General features: G+C 67.2%; 4 protein-coding genes and 1 tRNA gene. 4 read left to right on the top strand and 1 reads right to left on the bottom strand.

Annotated features, from left to right (window positions below; translation table 11 throughout):
* Nucleotides 1-107 precede the first annotated feature (107 nt).
* From ACTHJR_RS02805 to ACTHJR_RS02795, 3 genes are all read left to right on the top strand, one after another.
* Nucleotides 108-1448: a glycosyltransferase gene (locus tag ACTHJR_RS02805; protein WP_440521553.1), complete on the top strand. Its 1341-nt coding sequence runs from the start codon at nucleotides 108-110 to the stop codon at nucleotides 1446-1448.
* A 370-nt stretch (nucleotides 1449-1818) separates the two neighbouring features.
* The gene (recJ, locus tag ACTHJR_RS02800; protein ID WP_440521552.1) at nucleotides 1819-3573 is read left to right on the top strand and encodes a single-stranded-DNA-specific exonuclease RecJ; all 1755 of its coding nucleotides are present in this window, start codon (nucleotides 1819-1821) and stop codon (nucleotides 3571-3573) included.
* Nucleotides 3574-3647: 74 nt separating this feature from the next.
* Nucleotides 3648-3722: transfer RNA gene (locus ACTHJR_RS02795), tRNA-Glu, on the top strand.
* Between the two features lie 81 nt (nucleotides 3723-3803).
* Here ACTHJR_RS02795 and ACTHJR_RS02790 read toward each other — a convergent pair.
* Nucleotides 3804-4451 carry a glutathione S-transferase family protein gene (locus ACTHJR_RS02790; RefSeq protein WP_440521551.1) on the bottom strand — a complete coding sequence of 216 codons (648 nt, stop codon included), beginning with the start codon at nucleotides 4449-4451 and terminating at the stop codon, nucleotides 3804-3806.
* Between the two features lie 174 nt (nucleotides 4452-4625).
* Between ACTHJR_RS02790 and ACTHJR_RS02785 the strand changes: the two genes are divergently transcribed.
* Nucleotides 4626-4887 (top strand): hypothetical protein (locus ACTHJR_RS02785; protein ID WP_440521550.1); only part of this gene is annotated, 262 nt, incomplete at its 3' end.

Here is a 4887-nt window from a genome sequence, read left to right as displayed (position 1 = left end):
CGGGAGAATAATTGGACCATCTATTGAGGTAACGGGCCATTCGGCGCGAATAGCGCGCCAGTCTCCACCCTTGCGATCGTCTCAGATAGGTCTAAGGCCGGCACCACATGCAGCAGGACGCAACCCGATCCGACGAGCGCTCGGGGGGAGCGAAAATCGTCCTCGCCACGGTAGGGACGCTTGGCGACCTGCATCCGTTCATCGCGATCGGCCAGGCGCTCAAGCGGCGCGGCCATCGGCCGCTTATGGCGGTGTCCGAAGATCATCTGACCAAGGTGCGCGCCGCCGGGCTCGACGCGGTGGCCATTCTCCCCAGCTTCGACACGATCCGCGAGCGCATGGGTCTGGCCGAGGCCGCGGCGGTCAAGCGCGCCATGTCGAACCAGGTCTACATGCTCGAGGAAGTCGTGCTGCCCTGGCTCGATTCGAGCACCGAGGCGCTCGCCCGGGTATCGGCCGACGCCGACCTGCTGGTGGCCTCACTGTTCGTGTTCGGCAGTCCCACCGTCGCCGAAATGAACGACATCCCGTTGGTGTCGGTGATCCTGCAGCCGATGGCGCTACTGTCGGTCCATCGCCCGCCCCACACCCCCGATTTCTGGATGATCAAAGGCAATCCCAAAACGTCGATCGGAGTAGGTTGGAACCGCCTCGCCTTCTCGCTGATTCGAAAGATGGTACGCCGCCGCTACACGCCGGCGATCGATCGCATGCGCGCCAGCCACGGCCTGGCACCGACCACCGATCCCTGCCTGTTCGAGATCGGCGAACAGACCTCGCTCGTGCTGGGGTGCTATTCGCCGGTGTTCGGTCCGCTGCCCAAGGATGCGCCCGCGGACACCGCGATCGTCGGCTTCCCGATGTTCGACAGCGAAAGCGGCGCCGCCGAGCAGCCGGATGCCGAGCTCGCCGCGTTCCTGGCCGCCGGGCCCCCGCCACTGGTCTTCACGCTCGGGTCGTTCGCGGTGCATGCCCCGGGCAATTTCTACGCCGAGGCGGCGGCGACGGCACGGCGCCTCGGCCAGCGCGCCGTGCTATTGACCGGACCTGGCAGCTCGCTCCGGTCGGACGATCAGATATTGGTGCGCGATTACGCGCCGCATTCGGCCTTGTTCGGACATGCGTCGGCGATCATTCATCACGGCGGCATCGGCACCGTCGGCCAGGCGTTGCGCGCGGGCAAGCCGCAGCTAGTCGTGCCGCACATGGGGGATCAGTCCGACAATGCGGAACGCATCCGCAAGATGCGCCTGGGCAGCGTGCTCAGGGCCCGTCGCTTCACCGCCGAACGCGCGGCGCCCCGGATCGCCGAACTGCTCGATCCCGAGCGACCCTATATCGCCGAGGCGAAGCGGATCGGCGCCGTTGTCGCAGCGGAGCATGGCGCGCGCGATGCTGCGCTGGCGATCGAAACGCTGATCGCCGACGAGGTGACGAGCGCTCCCTGACGCAATGCGGCCACGGCCGGCGACCAGTCGCACCTTTTCCGGCACGAAGCGCCGTACCGTTTTGCTGCAGTGCGGAACCACGTCGGGTTCGGGCCGTTCGCTGATCGAGCGGCATAAGGTAGCAATGTCATGTTGTGGCAAACATTGGGTTGCGCGATGGGGATGCACCATCGTGACCCCGCCAGTTCGCGCGCCGAGGACGGGCGCTATGTCGGCGAGTGCGCCGGCTGTCGCCGGCCGATGATCTGGACGCTTTCGGGCTGGAAACTGGATCGCAATCCTCCGACCACCCGCGTTCCCAGTTTCCGGGCGCCATAGCGACGCGCCTTCCCCATTGCGATAGGCTATCCGTCACGGTTAATCGGTGGCGATGGAGACCGTCGCCGGCATCACCCGATCGTTCCTTGGCCAGCCGTGGCGGTGGCGCGCGCTGTCGGCCGACGCACGCGTTCCCGGCTTCCGTCCCGACGACCTGGTGACGCAATTGCTGCTCGCGCGCGGCGTCGCGCGCGAAGCGATCGAAGCGAACCGCACCCCCAGCATCCGCGGCTTCATGCCCGATCCGTCGATTTTCAACGATATGGACAAGGCGGCGCGTCGCCTGGCGGACGCGGTCGTGGCGGGCGAGCAAGTCACCGTGTTCGGCGACTATGACGTCGACGGCGCGACCTCGGCCGCGCTGATGATCCGCTTGCTGCGCGACCTCGGGCTGCGCCCCCAAGCCTATATCCCCGACCGCCTGATGGAAGGCTATGGCCCGTCGGGGGAGGCATTGGTGAGGATCGCGAGCGGCGGCGCGCAATTGATCGTCACCGTCGATTGCGGCGCCCAGGCATTCGAGGCGCTCGACATGGCGCGCGAGGCTGGCGTCGACGTGATCGTCGTCGACCATCACAAATGCGCGGCCGCCCTTCCCCACGCCCATGCGCTGGTCAACCCGAACCGACTCGACGAGGGCGACGGCGCTGCCCATGGCCATCTCGCCGCGGTCGGCGTGGCTTTCCTGCTCGGCGCCGCGTTGCTGCGCGAGCTGCGCGCGCGCTCCTTCTTCGATGGTCGCGCCGAGCCCCGGTTGCTCGACCTGCTCGATCTCGTCGCGCTCGGCACGGTCGCCGACGTCGCGCAATTGAAGGGATTGAACCGCGCGTTCGTGGCGCAAGGCCTCAAGGTCATGGCGCAGCGTCGCAACGTCGGTCTCGCCGCACTAGTCGAAGCGTCGCGCCTGACGCGCGCGCCGACCTGCAGCGACCTCGGCTTCGCACTCGGGCCGCGGATCAACGCCGGCGGTCGCGTCGGGCGCGCCGACCTCGGCGTCAGGTTGCTGACCACCGAGGATCGCGACGAAGCGCGCACCATTGCCGCCGAACTCGACCGGCTCAACGAGGAACGCCGCGCGATCGAATCGATCGTCCAGGAACAAGCCGAATCGCTTCCCCATGGCAATGCCGTGGCAGTCGTGTCGGGCCAGGGCTGGCATCCCGGCGTGATCGGCATCGTCGCCGGGCGGCTCAAGGAAAAGCTCGGCATCCCGACGATCGTCATCGCGCTCGACGAAGCGGGTGTCGGCAAGGGATCGGGCCGGTCGATCACCGGTGTCGATTTGGGTGCGGCGGTCCTCGCTGCGAAGGAAATCGGCCTGTTGGCCGCGGGCGGCGGGCACGCAATGGCCGCGGGCCTCACGATCGATGCCGACCGCATCCCCGAATTCGCCGCTTTCCTCGAAGAACGGCTGGCCGCCAATGTCGCCCGGGCGCGAGAGGATCGTGCGTTGCTGGTCGACGCCTTGCTCGCGCCTGGCGGAGTCACGCCCGATCTGTGCGAGACGATGGAATCGGGCGGCCCCTACGGCATGGGCTGGCCGGCGCCGCGCGTCGCCGCCGGCCCGTTCCGCATCGTCCGCGTCGACGTCGTCGGCAACGGCCATGTCCGCGCTATCGTGGCCGGAGACGACGGTCGCAGCCTGAAGGCGATGGCGTTTCGCTCCGCCGACACACCGCTCGGCCAGACCCTGTTGCAGGCGCCGCGCGACCGCAAATTGTGGCTCGTCGGCCGTCCCAAGATCGACGATTGGGCATCCCGCCCGGCCGCCGAACTCCATCTCGACGACGCCGCCTGGGCGGATTGATCGCGACGATGATGCGCCGGGTGCTTGACCGGACGCTTCGCTTTCCGTAACCGCCACCGCGCGCCGGCACGTTCGGCCCCTTCGTCTAGTGGTTAGGACGCGGCCCTTTCACGGCTGAAACACGGGTTCGAGTCCCGTAGGGGTCACCACCGCCACCGCGCGGCAGCACCGATCGCTTACGCCCGCCCCCCAACATCACCATTGGCGATCATGCCCGCCGCATCGCGCCTTCAATTGCTCGCCGGCGCGTTGATCGCGAGTTGCGCGGCGAACGCACGGCGATAGGGGGGACGCGCTTCGCCGCGCGCGACATACGCGGCCAGGGTCGAATATTCGTCGAGCATCCCCGACATTCTCAAGCGGAGCAGTACGGACACCATCAACAGGTCGCCCGCGCTGAACGCGCCATCGATCCAGTCCGCATCGCCCAAGCGGACCGCGAGCTTGTCCAGCCGGGCGCGAATCCGATCCATGACCAAGGGCAAGCGCTCATCGCGCCACGGCCTGTCGCCTTCGAAGATTCGAGCGGTCGTCAGATCGAGGATCGGCGGTTCGACAGTGTTGAGCGCGGCGAACATCCAGGTGATGGCGCGAGCGCGGGCGTCACCCGCCTCCGGCAACAGACCCGGATACTTGTCCGCGATGTGGAACACGATCGCCCCGGTTTCGAATATCGAGAGATCGCCTTCCTCATAGGTCGGAATCTGGCCGAACGGATGGAGGGCGAGATGCTCGGGCTCCTTCATCGCGGCGAAGGAGACGAGGCGAACCGCATAAGGTTGCCCCACCTCCTCGAGTGCCCAGCGGACGCGCGTGTCGCGCGCCAGGCCCATGCCGCCGTCGGGCGATCGCTCGAAAGCTGTGATGGTGATCGTCATCGCGTCCGTCTCCTGTTTGCCAACGCCTCTGAGCGTCTCGTCATGACGACGAACGAGCTTCCGGGAAATCGACATGGTTCAGTGATTATTTTTTCGCCGCCATCGGTTACCAGCAACCATGATCATTCGGCACGGCTTCTCGATGCGCTTGTCCGCTGACGCGCGATCGGCAACGTGAAGCCCATCGCCGCCATCATAGTCCTTGGCGACGGCGACCGCATGATTGTCGGCGATATCCGGCTGGAGCAGGCCGATGCCCTGGCGGACGCGCTAGGCCTGACGCGCGACACGCCTCCCGAAACGCTGATCTACGCCGCCTGGCAGCGTTGGGATGAAGGCGCGCTCGTCCGCTTCGACGGCGACTATGCGATCGCCGTGCGCGACCCGGCGCGAGGCGAAATGGTCCTCGCGCGTGATCCGGTCGGCCAGCGGCCGT

Source organism: Sphingomonas sp. (assembly GCF_051962185.1).
Classification (GTDB): domain Bacteria; phylum Pseudomonadota; class Alphaproteobacteria; order Sphingomonadales; family Sphingomonadaceae; genus Sphingomonas.
The sequence above is the reverse complement of the archived record's forward strand: the minus strand, read 5'-3'. Positions and strand labels throughout refer to the sequence as shown.